The 19678-nt window shown below is 53.2% G+C and carries 18 protein-coding genes and 1 pseudogene; 10 read left to right on the forward strand and 9 right to left on the reverse strand.

The window, feature by feature from the left end:
- Positions 1–2 precede the first annotated feature (2 nt).
- Positions 3–1229 (reverse strand): threonine ammonia-lyase IlvA, encoded by a 1227-nt coding sequence (gene ilvA / locus GN241_00925; GenBank protein XAT56050.1) that lies wholly within the window; start codon positions 1227–1229, stop codon positions 3–5.
- Between the two features lie 105 nt (positions 1230–1334).
- Between ilvA and GN241_00930 the strand changes: the two genes are divergently transcribed.
- Positions 1335–2558 carry an argininosuccinate synthase gene (locus GN241_00930; protein XAT56051.1) on the forward strand — a complete coding sequence of 408 codons (1224 nt, stop codon included), beginning with the start codon at positions 1335–1337 and terminating at the stop codon, positions 2556–2558.
- Between the two features lie 431 nt (positions 2559–2989).
- The gene (locus GN241_00935) at positions 2990–3379 is read left to right on the forward strand and encodes a hypothetical protein (protein XAT56052.1); all 390 of its coding nucleotides are present in this window, start codon (positions 2990–2992) and stop codon (positions 3377–3379) included.
- A 90-nt stretch (positions 3380–3469) separates the two neighbouring features.
- On the opposite strand, the gene rlmN is transcribed toward GN241_00935, so the two are convergent.
- Positions 3470–4645 (reverse strand): 23S rRNA (adenine(2503)-C(2))-methyltransferase RlmN, encoded by a 1176-nt coding sequence (gene rlmN, locus GN241_00940; GenBank protein XAT56053.1) that lies wholly within the window; start codon positions 4643–4645, stop codon positions 3470–3472.
- 76 nt (positions 4646–4721) lie between these two features.
- Positions 4722–5255: a hypothetical protein gene (locus GN241_00945; GenBank protein XAT56054.1), complete on the reverse strand. Its 534-nt coding sequence runs from the start codon at positions 5253–5255 to the stop codon at positions 4722–4724.
- A 175-nt stretch (positions 5256–5430) separates the two neighbouring features.
- Here GN241_00945 and GN241_00950 point away from each other — a divergent pair, with 175 nt between their 5' ends.
- Both GN241_00950 and GN241_00955 read left to right on the forward strand, forming a co-directional pair.
- On the forward strand, positions 5431–6429 hold the full coding sequence (locus GN241_00950) for an asparaginase (protein ID XAT56055.1): 999 nt from the start codon (positions 5431–5433) through the stop codon (positions 6427–6429).
- Complete coding sequence (locus tag GN241_00955) at positions 6285–6995, forward strand: pseudouridine synthase (protein ID XAT56056.1); 711 nt, start codon at positions 6285–6287, stop codon at positions 6993–6995. The genes GN241_00950 and GN241_00955 overlap by 145 nt, the downstream gene beginning before the upstream one ends.
- Before the next feature lies 1 nt (position 6996).
- On the opposite strand, the gene GN241_00960 is transcribed toward GN241_00955, so the two are convergent.
- On the reverse strand, positions 6997–8349 hold the full coding sequence (locus tag GN241_00960) for an aminotransferase class III-fold pyridoxal phosphate-dependent enzyme (GenBank protein ID XAT56057.1): 1353 nt from the start codon (positions 8347–8349) through the stop codon (positions 6997–6999).
- A 193-nt stretch (positions 8350–8542) separates the two neighbouring features.
- Between GN241_00960 and smpB the strand changes: the two genes are divergently transcribed.
- The 3 genes from smpB to GN241_00975 all read left to right on the forward strand — a co-directional run bounded on the left by smpB (position 8543) and on the right by GN241_00975 (position 11169).
- Positions 8543–9019, forward strand: a complete 477-nt coding sequence (gene smpB / locus GN241_00965; GenBank protein XAT56058.1) for an SsrA-binding protein SmpB — start codon at positions 8543–8545, stop codon at positions 9017–9019.
- A 108-nt stretch (positions 9020–9127) separates the two neighbouring features.
- On the forward strand, positions 9128–9985 hold the full coding sequence (gene sseA, locus GN241_00970) for a 3-mercaptopyruvate sulfurtransferase (protein XAT56059.1): 858 nt from the start codon (positions 9128–9130) through the stop codon (positions 9983–9985).
- Complete coding sequence (locus GN241_00975) at positions 9985–11169, forward strand: aminotransferase class I/II-fold pyridoxal phosphate-dependent enzyme (protein XAT56060.1); 1185 nt, start codon at positions 9985–9987, stop codon at positions 11167–11169. The genes sseA and GN241_00975 overlap by 1 nt, the downstream gene beginning before the upstream one ends.
- A gap of 9 nt (positions 11170–11178) precedes the next feature.
- Here the strand turns inward: GN241_00975 and glpK are convergent.
- The 5 genes and pseudogenes from glpK to GN241_01000 all read right to left on the reverse strand — a co-directional run bounded on the left by glpK (position 11179) and on the right by GN241_01000 (position 17433).
- A pseudogene (gene glpK / locus GN241_00980) lies at positions 11179–12665 on the reverse strand (glycerol kinase GlpK).
- Positions 12666–12830: 165 nt separating this feature from the next.
- Positions 12831–13745 carry a rhodanese-related sulfurtransferase gene (locus GN241_00985; GenBank protein ID XAT56061.1) on the reverse strand — a complete coding sequence of 305 codons (915 nt, stop codon included), beginning with the start codon at positions 13743–13745 and terminating at the stop codon, positions 12831–12833.
- Positions 13746–13801: 56 nt separating this feature from the next.
- Positions 13802–14503: a serine/threonine protein phosphatase gene (locus GN241_00990; protein ID XAT56062.1), complete on the reverse strand. Its 702-nt coding sequence runs from the start codon at positions 14501–14503 to the stop codon at positions 13802–13804.
- A gap of 96 nt (positions 14504–14599) precedes the next feature.
- A complete protein-coding gene (locus GN241_00995; GenBank protein XAT56063.1) occupies positions 14600–16201 on the reverse strand; it encodes a phosphoglycerate dehydrogenase in 1602 nt (533 codons plus the stop codon).
- A 77-nt stretch (positions 16202–16278) separates the two neighbouring features.
- Complete coding sequence (locus tag GN241_01000) at positions 16279–17433, reverse strand: phosphoserine transaminase (GenBank protein XAT56064.1); 1155 nt, start codon at positions 17431–17433, stop codon at positions 16279–16281.
- A gap of 285 nt (positions 17434–17718) precedes the next feature.
- Here GN241_01000 and serB point away from each other — a divergent pair, with 285 nt between their 5' ends.
- From serB to msrA, 3 genes are all read left to right on the forward strand, one after another.
- Complete coding sequence (gene serB / locus GN241_01005) at positions 17719–18594, forward strand: phosphoserine phosphatase SerB (GenBank protein XAT56065.1); 876 nt, start codon at positions 17719–17721, stop codon at positions 18592–18594.
- Positions 18595–18657: 63 nt separating this feature from the next.
- The gene (gene msrB / locus GN241_01010; protein ID XAT56066.1) at positions 18658–19107 is read left to right on the forward strand and encodes a peptide-methionine (R)-S-oxide reductase MsrB; all 450 of its coding nucleotides are present in this window, start codon (positions 18658–18660) and stop codon (positions 19105–19107) included.
- Positions 19104–19601: a peptide-methionine (S)-S-oxide reductase MsrA gene (gene msrA, locus GN241_01015; protein XAT56067.1), complete on the forward strand. Its 498-nt coding sequence runs from the start codon at positions 19104–19106 to the stop codon at positions 19599–19601. Before msrB ends, msrA begins: the two co-directional genes overlap by 4 nt.
- Positions 19602–19678 lie beyond the last annotated feature (77 nt).

Consider the following 19678-nt stretch of genomic DNA (forward strand, 5'->3'; position numbering starts at 1 on the left):
GTTTAAATGACAAATTGTGCCAGCGTTTCATCATTTGTTATGTCAGAATAAGTGTAGCCGGCGGCCTCGAGGCTGGCAAAAAAAGCTTCAAAACCATCGGTGTTTTTGGTTTCCAATCCGATCAAGATTGATCCAAAGTTTCGCGCAGATTTTTTCAGATATTCAAAACGCGTGATATCATCATCGGGGCCCAATAAATTCAAAAACTCCTTCAACGCACCGGGGCGCTGCGGCATTCTTAAAATCAAGTATTTTTTAACGCCGGCAAAGCGCTGCGCGCGCTCTTTCACCTCTGGCAGCCGTTCAAAGTCAAAATTTCCCCCCGAAGAGACGCAAATCACTTTGCGACCACGGATCATTTGACCGAGATCTTTCAGCGCATCGATGGCCAAGGCGCCAGCTGGCTCCAATACAATGCCTTCGATATTCAGCATTTCAAGCATGGTGATACAGATCCGATCTTCGGGAATCCGCAGCACATTGGCCAATCCGATACTTTTTAAGCATTCGAACGTACGCTGGCCGATTTGGCCCACCGCAGCGCCATCGGCAAACGTATCCACCTTATCCAGCTTGACCGGTTTGCCCGCGATCAAAGCGGCCCAAAGGCAGGCTCCACCCAACGGCTCGACCAAAGTAAATTGGCTTGTGGTGCCAAAATAGCTGAGCAGACCTGAGGACAAGCCGCCCCCGCCCACAGGCAGAATAATATGATCCGGGGTGCTGCCCAATTGCCGTTCGATCTCTACGGCCACAGAGGCTTGGCCTTCGATCACATCCGCATCATCAAAGGGTGATAGAAAATGCGCACCTTGTTCTTGACAGAAATTTTGCGCGGCTTTCAAACAATCGTCAAAATAATCACCCACCAATTGAATTGACACATTTTCGCCGCCAAAAATCTTTGTTTTCTGAATTTTTTGCTGCGGCGTTGTGACTGGCATGAAAATCGTGCCGGTCACATCAAAATGCCGGCACATATAGGCCACGCCCTGCGCATGATTCCCTGCGCTGGCGCAAACAAAACTGCGTTGATCTGGGCGTTTGCGCATCGCATTAAATGCGCCGCGCAGCTTGTAGGAGCGCACCGGAGAAAGGTCTTCGCGTTTCAGCCAAATATCGGCGTCAAATATAGCCGAGAGATGCTCGTTTTTTTGCAGCGGTGTTTCGGCAAATACGTGGCGCATTTCGGCTTCGGCGGCGCGGGCAAGAGATTGAAAATCGGTCATTTGTTAGTCTTGCGGCAGATTTTGCGCGTGCGCAAGCCCAAGGCTCCCTTGCTCCTTTCGTCAAAACCCGATATCGCCCCGATCAAAACCGCAAAGGACTATGCTATGAGTGCGCCCAAAAAAGTTGTATTGGCCTATTCCGGTGGCCTCGACACCTCGATCATTTTGAAATGGTTGCAGGTTGAATATGGCTGTGAAGTGGTGACGTTCACGGCTGATTTGGGGCAAGGTGAAGAGCTGGATCCGGCGCGTAAAAAGGCCGAGCTTTTGGGGATCGCTCCGGAAAATATTTTTATCGAGGATCTGCGCGAAGAATTTGTACGCGATTTTGTGTTTCCGATGTTTCGCGCCAATGCGCTGTATGAGGGGCTGTATTTGCTGGGCACGTCCATTGCGCGCCCGTTGATTTCCAAACGCTTGGTTGAAATTGCCGCCGCGACGGGCGCCGATGCGGTGTCGCATGGCGCAACCGGCAAGGGCAATGACCAGGTGCGCTTTGAATTGGCGGCTTATGCGCTGAACCCTGATATCAAAGTGATTGCGCCTTGGCGCGAATGGGATTTATCAAGCCGCACAAAACTGATCGCGTTTGCCGAAGAGAACCAAATCCCCATCGCTAAAGACAAGCGCGGCGAGGCACCATTTAGCGTCGATGCCAACCTGCTACATACCTCATCGGAGGGCAAGGTTTTGGAAGATCCCGCCTTGGATGCGCCGGATTACGTATATCAGCGGACGGTTAATCCTGAAGATGCACCCGATAAACCCGAATTTGTTGAAATCGGTTTTACGGGGGGAGATGCGGTTTCGATAAATGGCGAAACGCTGTCGCCAGCGCAGCTGCTCACTCGGCTGAATGCTCTGGGCGGCGCGCATGGCATTGGTAGGTTGGATCTGGTCGAGGGGCGCTTTGTTGGCATGAAATCGCGCGGCATTTACGAAACCCCGGGCGGTACAATTTTGCTGGAAGCGCATCGCGGTATCGAGCAAATCACCTTGGATCGTGGCGCGGCGCATTTGAAAGATGAGCTGATGCCCAAATATGCCGAGCTGATTTATAATGGGTTTTGGTACAGCCCCGAGCGTGAAATGCTGCAGGCTTTGATTGATAAAAGCCAAGAACATGTCACCGGCACGGTGCGTCTAAAGCTTTACAAAGGCTCGGTGCGCACGGTTGGCCGTTGGTCAGAACACTCGCTTTATTCCGAGGCGCATGTGACCTTTGAAGAGGATGCTGGCGCCTATGATCAAAGCGACGCGGCCGGATTTATTCAGCTGAATGCGCTGCGCTTGAAGCTACTTGCTGCCCGCAAGCGTCGTTTGGGCTAAAAGTCTATTTTTAAAGTTGTTTTTTGGGGCAGCACTGCTAGGCTTTTGTCTATTGTTCAAAGGTGTATTTGGTATGTTGGGGCTTCGGTTATTTACTTTTTCAATTTTACTACTTTTGGGTAATTGAGGCGCTATTTGCGGCTTACCGCGGCGGTCTTTGCCGTTTATGCGCTGTTACAAATCGTGATGATTTGGAAAATCATTGGAACAGTATTGCAAGAGGAACGCGCAAATTCTCTAAATCTGATGGGTAATATAGGGCCTTTGGTCTGATCTTGGGCTTCATTTTAGTTGCCGCTTTTTTATTGGCAGTGATTGAGGTTCTCTGGCACAGCTATATTATGCTCGGCGTTGAAGGGCCGATTTTCAATCGGTCAGTCATTTGGCTTTAAATTATCAAAGTTATAAAAATTACGCTTATCTTTATCGCCGTGACAATTATTTTATTGATTTTCATCCGAAATTTTATCGATCCGCAAGGCTTGGATGGTTTCCATAAATTACTAGCGCTTGTTTTTATGGCGCTTCAAGATCCCATTGCGATCACGGCGCTTAACGCCCTTTTATGGCTTGTTTGGTTTACAAAATCTGTTTCTTTTATATGGCTTGGGCGTCGGATCAGCCTGTGCCTGCCTGCCGCGGCTATTGGCAAAAATATGAGCCTGCGCGAAAGTTGGCGGAAAACCAGCGAGATAAAGGGCCAGATATTGCTGTTAGCCGGGGTTGAAGTGCTGGTGCATTTCGGCATTTCTGCCGCAGATTCCTGGGTTTCAGCTTTGAATGGCGCTGTAGTCCCCGCGATGATCCTTGGTTTGCTGTAAATTTGGACCCTCACCCTATATGGCGCTAGCGGTCTGAGCACGCTTTACGGATATCTTATTGAAAAACGGACTTTGCAGGGCGCAAGCCACTCATAACCCGGTTTCTGCGGCGATCTCTTTGCGGCTTTTGCGGGCCCGCTCGGTCGCCGATTTTAACTGCCCACAGGCCGCCATAATATCCTCGCCGCGCGGGCGCCGGATCGGGCTGGCATAGCCAGCATTGAAAATAATATCCGAAAACGCTTTGATCCGCGCGCGGTCCGAGCGTTGATAGGGCGCGCCGGGCCATTCGTTGAACGGGATCAGGTTGATCTTCGCCGGAATTCCTTTGATCAGCTTTAGCAATCGGCGGGCATCAGCATCGCTGTCATTCACACCTTTCAACATCACGTATTCAAAAGTGATGCGCTCTGAATTGGACAGTTTCGGATAGGCGCGCAATTCGCTGAGCAATGTTTCGATATTCCATTTCTTGTTGATTGGCACCAATTTATCGCGCACCTCATCGGTCGTGGCGTGAAAGGACACTGCCAGCAGACAGCCGATTTCCTCGGCGGTTTTGGCAATTTCGGGTACCACACCGGATGTTGACAGCGTGATCCGGCGCCGCGACAGGCAAATGCCCTCGGGGTCCATCGCGATCTTCATCGCATCGCGCACATTGTCAAAATTATACAGCGGCTCGCCCATGCCCATCAGTACGATATTGGAAAGCAGGCGCACCGGGTTGGGCGGATTTCCCGGTTCCGGCCACTCGCCTAGATCATCGCGGGCCACCAAGACTTGGCCAATGATTTCTCCGGCGGATAGATTGCGCACCAGCTTTTGCGTACCAGTATGGCAAAAAGAGCAGGTGAGCGTACAGCCCACTTGGCTGCTAATGCACAAAGTGCCGCGATCTTCTTCGGGAATATAAACGATCTCTACCTCATGCCCGCCAGCTATGCGCACCAGATATTTGCGCGTGCCATCGCTGGAGATTTGTCGCGTGATCACTTTGGGCACTTCAAGAGCGAAGGTTTCGGCGAGTTTGGCGCGATAGTCTTTTGACAGATTGGTCATCTGCGAAAAATCACGGCAGCCTTTGGCGTAAATCCATTGCCAAATCTGCCCGGCGCGCATTTTGGCCTGTTTATCGGGCGTGCCCTGCGCAATCAATGCCTCGCGCAAGGCGGCCCGGGTGAGCCCGATCAAATTTATCGGGCCCTCTGGCAGCTTGCGGGGCAGGGTCAATACGTCTTGGGTGATCGGAGCGTTGACCGACATCAGCTATAACTTTCCAACAGTTTCCCGGCCCGCATAGCCTATTTATACGGTTAGGCAAAGGCCGGGGTTTTGGAAATTATTCGCTACAGTTCTTTTTTGCCGCGTCGCTGGCGGCGGTAAAGCCTTTTAGCGAAAACGTATCAACGGTCTGGGTGCCGCGTTTGGAGATTGCTGTTAACGTTGCCGTGCCCCCCGCTTTCATGGCTTTGACCAGTTGTGCATCCTCTTCAGAAGAGCCGGCCCAGGCCCATTCGCCTTGGATCAGTGACAATTTGAACGACTTATCATCCACTTTCAGCTTGATCGCTTTGTCCTCTGCGAAAGGATATCCCCCGGTGAAGGTCACCTGTTCGGATACTTTTCCTGCTGGGCTGAAGAATACAAATAATAAAATATCACTGCGTTTTACCGAAACGGTCCGACCGCCGCGCGTGTTGACGCTTTTCTTGGGCAGCGACACGCTCCAACATTCTTTTGGGCTTTTATCCACAAACACAGCCCAATCTCCATGTTCTGAGACGCGGGTTGCCTTACCCTCGGCTGTCCAACCTGCACCAGCAAAGCCCAAAAGGCTGGTGGCCAACACTGCGGTTCTTAACAGGCTCTTCATTTCTTGCCTCCGTCATAAGCCGGTAGCGCCGACCTATAGGTTCTATGGTGCTTAATGACCATTTACGGGAAAATCCCATTACATTCTCGACAAAACCACATTAGCCTTAAACTGTGTTTTAGCGAAAGCCCTCTTGGCAAGATTTTGCTGAAAAAATCACTATCTGGAGAGAAGAATGCAAGCCCCTGAAGCTTTATGTGAAATCTGGCGCGGATCATTTTTGGAAAGCCTACATCTGGGCCACGCTGTGATCTGTGATGAAACCGGACAAATTGTAAAATCATGGGGGGATCCTGACGCGGTTATTTTGCCGCGCTCTTCTGCCAAAATGATTCAAGCCTTGCCTTTGCTCAGCTCAGGCGCGGGCGATCACTATGGGCTTGCAGAGCAAGATTTTGCGCTGGCTTGCGCGTCGCATCAAGGCGGACAGATTCATACCAGCCGGGTCAGCGCCTGGTTACAGGCATTGGGATATGACCAAACAGCTTTGCGATGCGGCGCCCAGCCACCCCGGGACCGGGATGAAAAGCGGCGCGTGCAAGCGGCGCAGGAAGCACCCTGTCAAATTCATAATAATTGCTCGGGAAAGCATACCGGGTTTTTAACGCTGGGTCGGTTTTTAAAAGGCGATGATGCCTATACTGACATTGCGCATCCGGTGCAGCGCGCCTGCTTAGAAGCTTTTGAGCAGGTGACAGATGCCGCCAGCCCGGGGCACGCGATTGATGGATGTTCTGCGCCCAATTTTGCCACTTCATTGCTTGGATTGGCGCGGGCAATGGCTTGGTTCGCCAGCGCTGAGGCGCGCATTGATGTTGCTTCACAGGCGGCTTTACGATTGCGCGGCGCGATGGCGCAGTATCCGGATTTGGTGGCGGGTGAGGGCCGCGCCTGCACTGAATTGATGCAAGCCATGCAGGGCGGCACGGTGGTCAAAACGGGCGCCGAAGGCGTTTTCGTCGCCATTATCCCCCAAAAGCGCTTTGGCATCGCGGTAAAAATATTGGATGGCAGCACCCGCGCCAGTGAATGCGCGATTGCGGCTCTGCTCTGCGCTTTGGGGGCCTTGCCGCCCGCGCATCCTGCAACGCTGAAACGTATGCATGCGCCCATCGTCAATTGGAGCGGGCTGCACACTGGCGAGATCCGCCCCGCGCCAGGATTGACCCTGTGATCGTTTTATTCAACAAACCTTATAATGTGCTGTCGCAATTTACCGATAAGGGCAACGCGGGCAGTGATCGAAAGACGCTGTCAGCCTTTATCGATATCCCGTTTGTCTATCCTGCGGGGCGGCTTGATCGGGACAGCGAAGGTTTGTTGATTTTGACCGATGATGGCAAGCTGCAGGCGCGGATTTCCAACCCGAAACATAAAATGACCAAAACCTATTGGGTGCAAGTGGAAGGGGCGCCGCGGCAATCAGATCTTGAGCGGTTTGAACAAGGCATCCTGCTGAAAGATGGAAAGACCTTGCCTGCGCAGGCGCGCTTGATCGACCCGCCGGCCGATCTTTGGCCAAGAACCCCGCCGGTTCGGTTTCGCAAAACGGTGCCGGAGGCGTGGTTGGAGGTAAGTCTGCGCGAAGGGCGCAACCGTCAGGTACGCCGGATGACTGCTGCGCTGGGCTTTCCGACGCTGCGCTTAATCCGGGCGCAAATTGGACCTTGGCAGTTGGGGGGGTTGCAACCGGGTCGGTTTGAAAAAATCCTGAACCTGACCGCAAGCCCGCGCGATTGAGTTATAAATTGGCAAAGCCTTGGTCTAGTGCCTTGATAATGCCATCCACCTCTGCCTTTGTAATCACCAAAGGGGGAGACATCAGCACATTATGCATGCCCAAACGCACCAATGCGCCGGCCTCAAACGTGGCTTGATGCAGCCGCGTCATCGTTGCGCCATCCATCGGCGTTTTCTTGGCTTTATCGCTAACAATTTCAATGCCGACCATCAACCCTTCGCCGCCGCGTATATCGCCAATAATATCGTATTTATCGGCGAGCTTTTTCACCCCCTCAAACAATTGAGTGCCGCGCGCTGCCGCGTTGGTTTTTGTATCGAGACGCAGGGTTTCCTGCAGGCAGGCCACCACGGCTGCGGCTCCGACCGGATGCGCTGAATAGGTATAGCCATGATAAATACCTGCCTCGCCCGTTCTGTCCTTTTCGAACACCTCGGCGACCTTCTCGCTCATCAATGCAGCGCCGACGGGAAAATAGGCGCTGGTAATGCCTTTGGCCAAACACATCATATCAGGCTTTACGCCCCAATGGCGCGCACCCGACCAATCGCCGGTACGGCCAAAGCCGGTAATCACCTCATCTGAAATCATCAAAATTCCATATTTGTCACAAATGTCGCGCATCAGCTTCATGAATGAGGCATCCGGCACAATCACACCGCCAGCGCCTTGGATTGGCTCCATAATGAAGGCGGCGATGGTTTGCGCGCCTTGGAAAAGGACTTCATCTTCAAAACTGGCGGCGATTTTCTGCGCCAAAGCTGCTGGATCCTTTTCATCAAAGGGATTGCGATAAGTATAAGGGCTGGGCAGATGAAAGCAGCCCGGCATCAGCGGTTCGTAATTGATCCGAAAGCGGTTATTGCCATTGACCGAGGCGCCCCCGAAATGCGTGCCGTGATACCCTTTTTTCAACGAGAGAAATTTGGTGCGGGTGGGTTCGTTGCGCAGTCGGTGATATTGGCGCGATAGGCGCAGCGCGGTTTCTACTGAGTCAGAGCCGCCCGAGGTGAAAAAGACCCGCGCCATCCCATCTTCGGCAAACATATTGCGCACCGCCAGTGAGGCCTCAATCGCGCATGGGTTGGTTGAGCCGGCAAAATTTGAGGAATAGGGCAGATCGTAAAGCTGTTTGGCGATCGCGTCTTTGATCGGGTTGTTGGAATAACCTAGATTAACGCACCATAGGCCTCCAACGGCATCAATCGCGGAATGCCCGTCAATATCATTCACATAAACGCCCTGCGCCCCGGTGATGATACGCGGCGGCGTTTCCAGCGAGTCGCCCGGATGGCCCATCGGGTGCCATAAATGGCGGGCGTTATTTTCTTTCAGAAAATTATCATCTTTCATGCTGCGTATCTTTCTGGTTTGAAGAGGGGCTGGCGGGTGACCGCTGCGTAGATCCATCTTGCTGATAAACGGTTCAAGGTCTAGTTTTTTCTACTGGCGCAAACAGCGCATGCGCGATTGGGCGCCATAATTTTAGACAGTTTGGGCACCAGCCCATAGACACAGAAGCTGTGGCCGTGTATCTGGCCATGCCATGGCAAATTCCAAATCTGACCCGAATTATAAAGTGATCGCTGAAAACCGCCGCGCGCGTTTTGATTATGCGATCGAGGGTGATTTGGAATGTGGTGTGATGCTTCTGGGCTCTGAGGTGAAATCACTGCGGGTAAACAGCGCCAATATTGCCGAAAGCTATGCAGGCGTGGATGCTGGCGAGTTGTGGTTGGTGAATTCTTATATTGCCCCTTATGAGCAGGCCAAGACCTTTGGACATGAAGAACGGCGGCGGCGCAAATTGCTGGTCAGCCGCAAAGAGCTGGCACGGCTATGGGCCGATACCCAGCGCAAAGGCCTGACTTTGGTGCCTTTGGTGATGTATTTTAACCATCGCGGCAAAGTGAAGCTGAAAATTGGTATCGCCAAAGGCAAAAAGAATCATGACAAGCGCGCCGATCAGGCCAAACGGGATTGGGGGCGACAAAAACAGCGTTTGCTGCGCCACAGCGAGTAGCGTCGCGGAGCAATCGGTTTATTATAAAAGGGACAATTGCCGAACCCGCTCTTGCCCCTGTATAGAGACAGTAGTAGGCAAAAACAAAAGCAATAAGTGAGGTTTATTATGACCCGCGATGACCCCAAAACCCTTGTCTCAACGCAATGGCTGGCCGCGCATTTAAAAGATCCTGATTTAAGGGTTTTGGATGCGTCGTGGTATTTGCCCGGCTCTAAGCGCGACCCTTTTGCCGAGTATCAGCGCGCGCATATTCCGGGCGCGCGCTTCTTTGATCTTGATGATGTCAGCGACCACCGCTCAGATTTGCCGCATATGGTTCCTCCGGTAGAAAAATTTATGTCGCGTATGCGTGCCATGGGCGTGGGTGATGGGCATCAAATAGTTGTTTATGACGGTTCTGGATTGTTTTCCGCGCCGCGTGTGTGGTGGTTGTTCAAATTGATGGGTCAAATGGATATTGCCGTTCTTGATGGCGGTTTTCCCAAATGGCAGGCAGAGGGCTATCCCGTAGAAGATTTGCCGCCTATTTTGCGCGACCGCCATATGATGGTACGGCGCCAAAACCATATGGTTAAGGATGTCACGCAAGTTTCGGCGGCCTCAAAACTGGGAGAGTCTGAGATCGTGGATGCGCGCTCGCCGGGTCGCTTTTACGGCACAGACCCTGAGCCGCGCCAAGGTTTGCGCGCCGGTCATATTCCGGGGTCAAAAAATGTGTTCTACAAAGATTTGCTGAAGGCAGATGATACGATGAAATCACCGGATGAGATGCGGCAGGTTTTTGTGGAAGCCGGTGTCGATTTGGACAAACCAGTGATTACCAGCTGCGGTTCGGGCGTGACGGCCGCAATTCTCAGTTTAGGATTAACCCGTATGGGCAAAACAGACCATTCCCTATATGACGGCAGCTGGACCGAATGGGGCATGTTTCCAACCTTGCCCATAGCCACAGGAAAGACATAATGTTTCAAGACCTCGTAGAACAACCGGCAGATAAAATTCTGGCCTTGGTGCAAGCGTATAAAGAAGATCCGCGCGATCAAAAAATTGATCTTGGGGTTGGGGTTTATAAAAATGCCGAGGGGATCACGCCGGTGATGCGGGCGGTTAAAACCGCAGAGCATCAGCTGTGGCAGCAAGAAACAACGAAATCCTATGTTGGCCTTTTGGGGGATCCACGCTTTTCCGACGTGATGGTTGATCTGGTGCTGGGCGATGCGGTGCCAAGAGCCAGCGTGGCGGCGGCCGCAACCCCGGGGGGCACAGGCGCTGTCAGACAGGCTTTTGAACTGATCAAAATGGCGCATCCTAAGGCGCGCATTTTTGTGTCAGACCCGACCTGGCCAAACCATTTGTCTATTCTAAAATTCCTTGGCATGCCGGTGATGCCTTACCGGTATTTTGATGGCGAGACGCGCGGTGTAGATTTTGAGGCTATGCTACAGGATCTTTCGGCGGCCAAACCAGGGGATGTGATTTTGCTGCATGGTTGTTGCCACAACCCGACAGGGGCAAATCTGAACGCGGTGCAATGGCAGGCGGTGATCGATCTGCTGCACAAAACCGGTGCCACGCCAATGGTGGATATCGCCTATCAAGGCTTTGGTGATGGTCTGGAAGAGGATGCCGCTGGCACGCGCCTTTTGGCGCAATCGGTGCCCGAAACGATCATTGCGGCCAGCTGCTCAAAAAACTTCGGGATTTATCGCGAGCGCACGGGCCTGTTGATGGTGGTTTCACATGATCAAGCGGCGCGGGGGCTCAATCAGGGCACGCTCGCCTATTTAAACCGGCAAAATTTTTCATTCCCGCCGGATCATGGCGCAAGGTTGGTGACCATGGTTCTGAGCGATCCTGATCTGCGCGCAGATTGGGCCGCCGAATTGGAAGAGGTGCGCTTGTCGATGTTGGGGCTGCGCGAACAGTTATCCGAAGAGCTTCAGCGCCTGTCTGGTTCTGATCGGTTTGGGTTTTTAGCCCAGCATCGTGGGATGTTTTCGCGTTTGGGAACCACCCCGGATAAAGTGGCCCGGCTGCGCGAGGAACATGCGATTTACATGGTGGGTGACAGCCGTTTGAATATCGCCGGCCTCAATCAAAAAACCGTACCCATCTTGGCCAAGGCGATCGTTGATTGTGGTATTTAAGCGGCAGGCTTAAACGCTGAGCGTCGCTTGAACCGCGGTTTTCCAACGGTTATATTTGGCGCTTTGCGCTTCTGCGTCCATAGCCGGTTCAAAGCGGCGTTGCAGGGCCCATGTTTTTGAAAACGCCTCTTGGGATGGATAAGTTCCGGCCTGCATGCCGGCAAGCCAAGCGGCGCCCAGCGCGGTCGTCTCCAAAACCTCTGGCCGATCCACTGCAGCGCCGATAATATCGGCTAAAAACTGCATGGTCCAATTGCTGGCAGACATTCCTCCATCCACGCGCAACACGGCCGTTGCAGCATCGCCGGGCCAATCCGCCTGCATCGCCTCTAGCAAATCCCGGGTTTGAAACCCAACGCTTTCTAGGGCGGCTTTGGCGAATTCTGCGGAGCCGGAATTGCGGCTTAACCCATAGATTGCGCCGCGGCATTCGGCATTCCAATAAGGCGCGCCAAGCCCTGTAAAAGCAGGGACCAAAACCAAATCTTGGCCAGGATCAGCCGCCTCTGCCAGCGTTTGCGTTTGCGGAGCATCGGTTATTATTTTCAGCCCATCGCGCAGCCATTGCACCACGGCGCCGGCGATAAAAATAGATCCTTCAAGTGCATAAGTGGGTTTGCCGTTTAACTGATAGGCAATCGTTGTTAGCAAACGGTTGCTGGATGTTACAGGCGTATCGCCCGTGTTCAAAAGCGCAAAACACCCTGTTCCATAGGTTGACTTCAGCATCCCGGGCTGAAAGCATGCCTGCCCAACCGTGGCCGCTTGCTGATCGCCCGCCACGCCTAAAATGGGAATCGCGCTGCCAAACAAATCCGGCGTAGTCTCGCCAAAATGATCGGCGCTGTTTAGCACCTCTGGCAACATCTGCACGGAATATCTAAGAGGGCGCAAATCTCTGTGCTCCAGGCCCCTTTATGGATATCATAGAGCATCGTACGCGCCGCATTTGTGGCATCAGTCACATGCGCTGCGCCGCCCGTTAAGCGCCAGATCAAATAGCTGTCTACCGTGCCAAACAGCAAATCACCGGCCTTGGCTTTTGCTTTTGCACCCTCAACATTTTCTAAAATCCATTTCAGCTTGGTGCCCGAAAAATAAGGATCCAGCAGCAAGCCGGTTTGTGCGGTGACCATGGCTTCATGACCCTCAGCGCGCAACGTTGCGCAGAGCGCTGCAGTGCGCCGATCCTGCCAGACGATGGCTTTGTGAATGGCCTCGCCAGTATGGCGGTCCCACACCACGGTGGTTTCACGTTGGTTTGTAATCCCAATAGCCGCGATATCGCGCGCATTAAGATCGGCATTTGACAGCGCGGCGCGGCAGGTGCGCATTGTCGTATCCCAGAGATCTTGCGGCGCGTGCTCTACCCAGCCACTTTGCGGAAAATGCTGCTTAAATTCTTCTTGTGCGTCAGAAATGGGCGTCATTGCCTGATCAAACACGATCGCCCTGCTGGAGGTGGTGCCTTGATCAATTGCCAATATATTACCCATGAAAACGGTTCCTTTGCCTAATTTAGCCACTAATTTCGGCTGATTTGCACAGAAAGGCAACGGCTTTTACGGCGGTTTTTTCTACCTTATTGGTCGGGGGTCTTCGCCTGAGCCGCGCGCGGCTGCCAATAGTATGCGAGTTAGAGCGAAATCGGCGTTGCAGCTTTAGCTGCCATCATATCCCAGCATATGCGTTTCACCGCGCGCGCGGGCGAGGTGAATTTGCTTTTGACGCTCGCGAAAACGGTCTTTATCGCTCTCGCTGGTTTGAACTGAGCAGTGGTGGCACGCAACCCCATGCTCATATTCTGGGCGCTTTTTATCATCGGGCAAGATCGGCCGCCGGCAGGCATAGCACAGCTGATGGGGACCCTCGGCCAGCCCGTGCTGCACCGATACGCGGGCATCAAACACAAAGCAATCGCCCTGCCATTTGCTATTTTCTTCTGGCACGTCTTCAAGATATTTCAGGATGCCACCTTTGAGGTGATAGACATTCTCAACGCCTTGCCCGAGCAGGTAATTGGTTGACTTTTCGCAGCGGATACCGCCGGTACAAAACATCGCGATGCGTTTGTTGTGAAACCGCTCTTTATTGGCCTCCCACCAGTCGGGGAAGTCGCGAAACGAGTGTGTTTGCGGATCAATAGCCCCTTCAAAGCTACCGATCGCAACTTCATAATCATTGCGCGTATCAATCACCGCTACATCGGGGGCGCTGATTATTTCATTCCACTGCGCCGGATCTACGTAATGGCCAACCAGCGCCCGAGGGTTCACATTTGGTTGGCCCATGGTGACGATCTCTTTTTTAAGCTTTACCTTCATACGGGGAAAGGGTGGCAGAGTTGCGGTGCTTTCCTTATGCTCTAAGGCTGCGCAACCGGGCAGTGCGCGCAAGGTTTTTAAGAGCGCTGCTATGTTGGACGCGCTTCCGGCAACCGTGCCATTAATCCCCTCTGCAGCTAGCAAAAGCGAGCCGGTGATCTGCAGGGATTCGCAGGTCGATTGCAGCGGCGCGCGTAAGCTGGCCGGATCGTCAAAACGGGTAAAATGATAAAGGGCCGCAATAGTAAACATGGCCGTTGCCCTACGATAAAAGACCGAGGCAGTGCAAGCATTTTGACATGGCGGGCCTAACAGAGCGGGCGCATCGTCTTCTCGTTGAGGGCCACCGGCACCAGCGGCCGCCCGTATCCGGCGCCGCCATCAAGATTGATGCGATTGCCGAAATGCGCCGGGGCATCCAGGGCCGTATGCCCATGCACCACCATCAAAGGATGGCGATCTTGATAGCTTAAAAAGGGTTCACGGATCCATAAAAGATCATCTTCGAGCTGTTCGAATAAGGGAATATTGGGGCGTATACCTGCATGCACAAAAAACCAATTGGCATGCTGGTAGGTAAGGGGTAAAGCGCGCAAAAACGCGATTTGCGCTGGGGGAATTGCGTCAAACGCTTCGCGCTGCACTTCGTATAACCGCCGCCCCTCGCTTGCATCTATGCCATAAGAGGCGAGTGTTTTATCGCCGCCCAATCTGGGGTGAAGCCAAGAATGGCCAATTTGCAAATGCGGATCCTGTCGCAAAGGCGTTTGCATAAACCAGTCGAACATGCGGTCATGATTGCCTTTTAGAACTGTCCAATTGCGGCCCGCTGCCACCCCGTCCATGATCAACTCGATCACGCGGCGGCTGTCTTGGCCGCGATCCACAAGATCCCCGACAAACACCGTTTTTGCCTTAGCGCCGCCGTCTTTTTCAATAAGCGACAAGGCCGTTTCAAGCTGCGCCAATTGGCCGTGCACATCGCCGATGGCATAAAGCATATCACTCATCATTTGCTCCTTTTGATTTCAGCATTTCACAGCCTAAAGCGAGAGGTTTGCCGCGCCATGACAGGCGCAGATTTGCCGCGCCTGTCATATAGTGGATCAGCTTTTAATAACCTCAAAGCTCAGAGGTCTGACCTGTTGGAACAAACCTGTTTCCTTCAGCTGCTTGACCACGGGTGCGGGCACGCCGCTATCCACCGATAAAAGCGCGATGGCTTCACCGCCCGATGCAGCACGCCCCAGCGTAAAGTTGGCAATATTCACGCCATTGGTCCCCAAGGTCAGGCCCAAAGCCCCGATAATGCCGGGCACGTCCTTATTGGTGGTGTAGAGCATATTAGACGCAATCTCGGCATCAATATTGATGCCTTTGATTTGGATAAACCGTGGTTTCTTATCGCTGAAAACGGTGCCCGCAATCGAGCGCTCGCGCGTATCCGTCACCGCGGTGACTTTGATATATCCCTCAAAAGCGCCCGATTTATCCTGATTGGTCGTGCTGATTTGTATGCCCCGCTCTTTGGCAATCACTGGCGCGCTGACCATATTCACATCAGGATTGACCTTTTTCATGATTCCCGAAATCGCTGCGCAATTTAACGCGTCTAGGTTCATTTTTGACACAGAGCCGTCATAAAGAATATTCACCGCTTTGATCGGCTCATCCGTCAATTGGCCGATGAAATTGCCAAGATGCCCCGCCAAAAGCAGCCAAGGCCCCATCACTTTGGCCTCTTCTGCGGTCACCGATGGCATGTTGAGCGCGTTGCTGACCGCGCCCGTTAAAAGGTAATCTGACATTTGCTCGGCCACTTGCAGCGCCACGTTTTCTTGCGCTTCGGTGGTGGCGGCGCCCAGATGCGGCGTACAAACCACATTTGGCAGATTAAAGAGCGGGTTTTCAATCGCCGGCTCTACCGCAAAAACATCAAAGGCGGCGCCCCCGATATGGCCCGATTGCAACAGCTCAGAGAGCGCGGTTTCATCCACCAAACCGCCCCGCGCACAATTGATAATGCGCACGCCTTTCTTGGTTTTCAACAGATTTTCCCGGCTGAGAATATTGCGGGTTTGATCCGTGAGGGGCACGTGCAATGTGATAAAGTCGGACCGGGTTAACAGCGCCTCTAGATCAACTTTTTCAACGCCCATTTTATCGGCTTTTTCTTGGCCCAAATACGGATCATAGGCGATCACTTTCATCTTCAGGCCCAGCGCACGATCGCAGACGATGCCCCCAATATTGCCGGCACCAATCACGCCAAGCGTTTTGCCGGTTAATTCGACCCCCATAAATTTCGACTTTTCCCATTTGCCAACCTGCGTCGAAGCATTGGCTTCGGGGATTTGTCGGGCGACAGCGAACATCATCGCCATAGCGTGTTCGGCGGTGGTGATCATATTGCCAAAGGGCGTATTCATCACGATTATGCCTTTTTTGCTGGCCGCTTCTTTATCCACATTGTCAACGCCAATCCCGGCACGGCCAACCACTTTTAGGTTTTTGGCTGCCTTGATGATTTTTTCGGTGACTTTGGTGGCCGAGCGGATGGCAAGCCCATCATATTGATCGATCACCGCAAGCAGGCGATCTTTATCCTTGCCCAAATCGGGTTGAAAATCCACATCAATGCCGCGGTCACGGAAAATTTGAACGGCGGTTTCGGAGAGTTTGTCAGAAACAAGTACTTTAGGGGCCATTGTGGCAGTCCTTTATATATAAAATTGGAGCAGCGGCAGATCAGAACCTGCGCTAAAAAAAGAGGGTTTAAACCGGTTTATGCGGCTTGCATGAGAGCGGTGATTTCCATCTGGAAGGCCCAGTTTAACCAAGGCAGCATCGCCTTAATATCATCGGTTTCCACCGTTGCCCCGCACCATATGCGCAGCCCAGCAGGGGCATCGCGATAGGCGCCAATGTCAAAAGCGACCGCCTCATCCGTCAAGCGTTTGGCAATTGCTTTGGCGAAAGCGCTGCCATCTTGAATGCGCGCATCGGTGAATTTCAAACAGACAGAAGTGGTTGAGCGGGTGGATGGATCCTGCGCTAGAAAATCGATCCAATCGTGCTGCGCAACAAATTCAGAAATGGCATTTGCATTGTTATTCGAACGGGCGATCAACCCGGTCAATCCTCCAACCGAGCGTGCCCAATCCAAGGCCACCAGATAATCTTCAACCGCCAACATGGACGGCGTATTGATGGTTGCGCCGTTGAAAATTCCTTCATTCAGCTTGCCGGCTTTGGTCAGGCGAAAAATCTTTGGCAGCGGCCAAGGGGGCGTATAGCTTTCCAGGCGCGCCACCGCGCGCGGGCTTAGGATCAGCATGCCATGCGCGGCTTCCCCGCCCATTACTTTTTGCCAGCTAAAGGTTGTGACATCCAGTTTATCCCAAGGCAGATCCATGGCAAAAGCGGCTGAAGTGGCATCGCATAGGGTTAGACCTTCGCGCCTTGCCGGGATCATATCTCCATTGGGCAAGCAAACGCCGGATGTGGTGCCATTCCAAGTAAAGCAAACGTCTTTGTCAAAATCGACTGCGCTGAAATCAACGATATCGCCGTAATCGGCGATGCACACGCGAGCGTCCAGCTTCAGCTGTTTCACCGCATCGGTGACCCAACCGGCCCCAAAGCTTTCCCAAGCCAGCATTTCAACCGCGCGTTCGCCCAGTAAAGACCACATTGCCATTTCGTAAGCGCCCGTATCCGAGGCTGGTACGATGCCAATGCGATACTCATCCGGAATGCCAAGAATTTCGCGTGTGCCGTCAATCGCGGCTTTTAACTTTGCCTTGCCAATTGCGGCGCGATGGCTGCGCCCCAAAGGCGCATCAGCTAGGTTTTTTAAGTCAAATGTGGGGATTTTGGCGCAAGGGCCAGATGAAAAACGCGGATTGGCCGGCCGCGATGCCGGTTGTTTAATAGCCATTAATGCTACCCTTTCAGATAATCGCCCCTCGTTGGGGAGGGGTGTCCCACCGACGTCTCTATAACGCTGGCTAAGCGCTCACAAGGGCGAAAAGGTATTTTTGCTGCTGCGTGTCACATGCGGGGCGTGCATGCTGGCCGCAACAGCATCCCTGAAACTGCATCCTTTGGGGCGCGTGACAGTGTGGCCGCGGGGTGACAAGCCGGCGCCATTCGGGCATGAGGGGCGCAAAGACGAAACGGCAGCGTCAAGGCTGGTGGCCCGGCGCTTAAAAAAGGAGAGCAAATGTTGATCTGTAGTTTGATCGCCCCCCCCGCTGGCTTAAGCGTTGATATGGCTGGAAATTTATTCAGCGCTTGGGGCGGGCGAGAGCTCACATGGCTGCACCCGCGTGAAGCGGCGGAATTTGAAATTGCTGCCATGCCTGAAAACCGGTGGCAGGTTTGGCAAGATCTTCAGGAGATGCGCGTTGATCTGGTTGTGCAACCAAAGGCGGGCCGGCGCAAAAAGCTGCTTTTGGCCGATATGGACAGCACGATGATCCAGCAGGAATGTATTGATGAGCTGGCCGATTTGGCGGGTGTAGGCACGCAGGTTAAAGGCATAACGGCAAAAGCGATGAATGGTGAGCTGGATTTTGAACAGGCTTTGCGCGCGCGCGTTGCGTTGCTCGAGGGACAGCCAGCATCTATCATTGATCAGGCGCTCAAAACCCGCATTTTCTTTACAGCAGGTGGGGCTGAGTTGCTGGCCACGATGAAATCCAACGGCGCTTACACAGCGCTGGTATCGGGTGGCTTTACCGCTTTTACGCAGCCAGTTTCGCAGCATTTGGGCTTTCATGAGCATCATGCCAACCAGCTTTTGGTGGATCAGGGCGTGGTAACAGGGCAGGTCAGCGATCCGATTTTGGGCCAGCAAGCCAAAGTTGAGGCATTAGAGCGTTTAATCGCGCAGCTTTCAATCACCGCGCAGGATGTTTTGGCGGTTGGCGATGGCGCCAATGATCTTGGCATGTTGCAACGCGCTGGCAGCGGTGTGGCGCTGCATGCTAAGCCCAGCGTTGCCGCGCAATGCGATATAAGGATCAATCACGGCGATCTGACGGCGCTGTTGTTTCTTCAGGGGTACCCGCGCAGCGCATTTCGCACAGCGGTTTAACCCGCAAGCCTTTATTTTTGGAAATTTGATCCCATATTATGATTTAGAAAAAATGGGGATGAGATGGCAGAGTATCAGCGAAATCCGGATGTGATCGCCGCTTTAAGTGAAGAGCAATATTGGGTCACGCAGGAAAATGGCACCGAGCGTCCGGGCACGGGCGCTTTATTGAACAACAAACAGCCCGGGCTTTATGTTGATATCGTCTCGGGTGAGCCGCTTTTCACCTCGGGTGCAAAATTTGACAGCGGTTGCGGTTGGCCCAGTTTCACCAAGCCGGTGGAAACCCAGAATGTGAAAGAATTGCGTGATAACAGCCTTGGCATGGTGCGTGTAGAAGTGCGCAGCTTGCACGGCGATAGCCATTTGGGCCATGTGTTTCCGGACGGGCCGCAAGCACGTGGGGGGCTGCGCTATTGCATCAACTCGGCTTCGTTACGGTTTATTCATCGTGATGATTTGGAGGCTGAGGGCTATGGCGCCTATCGCGATCGAGTGGAGGATGTGGTATGAGCGCCCGGGCGGTTCTAGCGGGGGGATGTTTTTGGGGCATGCAGGATTTAATCCGCCGCCTGCCGGGCGTAATCTCGACGCGTTGCGGATATTCCGGGGGCGATGTGCCCAATGCCACCTATCGCAATCATGGCACCCATGCCGAGGCGCTCGAAGTCATTTATGACCCGCAAGCGCTTAGTTTTAAGCGGCTTCTGGAAGTGTTTTTTCAAATTCATGATCCCACAACCCTTAATCGACAGGGAAATGATCGCGGATTATCTTATCGGTCTGCCATTTATTATGTGGATGAGGCTCAAAAACTGGAATCAGAGCGCATGATAGCTGCAATCAACACCAGCGGTATTTGGCCGGCCCCGGTGGTGACCGAGCTGGAACCGGTTGGCCCGTTTTGGGAGGCAGAACCAGAACATCAGGATTATTTAATGCGCGTTCCCAATGGCTATACCTGCCATTTTCCGCGCGCCGATTGGGTCTTGCCAAACTCAGCATAAAGCCGCAGAGAGGCTTGGCTATGCATCATTGCTAAAGAAGGAGGCGTGCCGTGCAACCTCTGCGAGGTATTGCCCTT

This window comes from Rhodobacteraceae bacterium IMCC1335 (genome assembly GCA_039640495.1).
Classification (GTDB): Bacteria; Pseudomonadota; Alphaproteobacteria; order Rhodobacterales; family Rhodobacteraceae; genus Thalassovivens.

Excerpts from the sequence above, each read along its gene's own strand:
- ilvA (XAT56050.1), bottom strand. The coding sequence starts at position 1,229 with ATGACCGATTTTCAATCTCTTGCCCGCGCCGCCGAAGCCGAAATGCGC.
- GN241_00990 (XAT56062.1), bottom strand. The coding sequence starts at position 14,503 with ATGAGTGATATGCTTTATGCCATCGGCGATGTGCACGGCCAATTGGCG.
- GN241_00975 (XAT56060.1), top strand. The coding sequence starts at position 9,985 with ATGTTTCAAGACCTCGTAGAACAACCGGCAGATAAAATTCTGGCCTTG.
- GN241_00945 (XAT56054.1), bottom strand. The coding sequence starts at position 5,255 with ATGAAGAGCCTGTTAAGAACCGCAGTGTTGGCCACCAGCCTTTTGGGC.
- GN241_00930 (XAT56051.1), top strand. The coding sequence starts at position 1,335 with ATGAGTGCGCCCAAAAAAGTTGTATTGGCCTATTCCGGTGGCCTCGAC.
- msrA (XAT56067.1), top strand. The coding sequence starts at position 19,104 with ATGAGCGCCCGGGCGGTTCTAGCGGGGGGATGTTTTTGGGGCATGCAG.
- GN241_00960 (XAT56057.1), bottom strand. The coding sequence starts at position 8,349 with ATGAAAGATGATAATTTTCTGAAAGAAAATAACGCCCGCCATTTATGG.
- GN241_00950 (XAT56055.1), top strand. The coding sequence starts at position 5,431 with ATGCAAGCCCCTGAAGCTTTATGTGAAATCTGGCGCGGATCATTTTTG.
- sseA (XAT56059.1), top strand. The coding sequence starts at position 9,128 with ATGACCCGCGATGACCCCAAAACCCTTGTCTCAACGCAATGGCTGGCC.
- GN241_00995 (XAT56063.1), bottom strand. The coding sequence starts at position 16,201 with ATGGCCCCTAAAGTACTTGTTTCTGACAAACTCTCCGAAACCGCCGTT.
- msrB (XAT56066.1), top strand. The coding sequence starts at position 18,658 with ATGGCAGAGTATCAGCGAAATCCGGATGTGATCGCCGCTTTAAGTGAA.
- smpB (XAT56058.1), top strand. The coding sequence starts at position 8,543 with ATGGCAAATTCCAAATCTGACCCGAATTATAAAGTGATCGCTGAAAAC.
- GN241_00955 (XAT56056.1), top strand. The coding sequence starts at position 6,285 with ATGCGCGATTGCGGCTCTGCTCTGCGCTTTGGGGGCCTTGCCGCCCGC.
- serB (XAT56065.1), top strand. The coding sequence starts at position 17,719 with ATGTTGATCTGTAGTTTGATCGCCCCCCCCGCTGGCTTAAGCGTTGAT.
- rlmN (XAT56053.1), bottom strand. The coding sequence starts at position 4,645 with ATGTCGGTCAACGCTCCGATCACCCAAGACGTATTGACCCTGCCCCGC.
- GN241_01000 (XAT56064.1), bottom strand. The coding sequence starts at position 17,433 with ATGGCTATTAAACAACCGGCATCGCGGCCGGCCAATCCGCGTTTTTCA.
- GN241_00985 (XAT56061.1), bottom strand. The coding sequence starts at position 13,745 with ATGTTTACTATTGCGGCCCTTTATCATTTTACCCGTTTTGACGATCCG.